The organism is Siminovitchia fortis, assembly GCF_003605365.2.
GTDB lineage: Bacteria > Bacillota > Bacilli > Bacillales > Bacillaceae_C > Siminovitchia > Siminovitchia fortis.
The window spans coordinates 1-425 of sequence record NZ_QYTU02000109.1 but is presented as its reverse complement, the minus strand read 5'-3'; the positions used below and the strand labels follow the sequence as shown (position 1 = coordinate 425).

The following is a 425-nucleotide window of genomic DNA, read 5'->3' as shown; positions in this document are numbered from 1 at the left end:
GTTTCCTTTTTTAAAGGTGCCGTCATCATTGAATTTGTTGGGGTTTGTTGCCCTCCTTGAACGATCCATCCTGCGGAGCAGGATGCGGCGTTCCCTGTCCAGCTCATCCAAGCCTTTGCAGAACTCTTGTACATTCACACTTTTGTCGCTGACTGTGGCTACTGTTGAAATGCCGTTATCAAGGCCGACTTTCCCTTCAACCGGTTTCCTCTTTTGGGGCGGGATGCCTTTCATTACCAGCTGCAGATAGAATGTCGTTCTGCCGCGGATGATTTTGCGCACAATCCGGCAATAAGCGATTTCATCGTGCAGGGCTGCTTCCAGGTATGAATCTTTACCCGGTTTTGGCATTTCTGCTTTTATTTTTAATCCGTTCCACTCCACAAAACCGTTTTTGTATCTGATCCCTGATTTATTGGTTTTGC

At 47.1% G+C, this 425-nt stretch carries 1 pseudogene; it reads right to left on the bottom strand.

Annotated features, from left to right (window positions below):
- A pseudogene (locus D4N35_RS18255) lies at nucleotides 1–425 on the bottom strand (hypothetical protein); the annotation flags it as partial.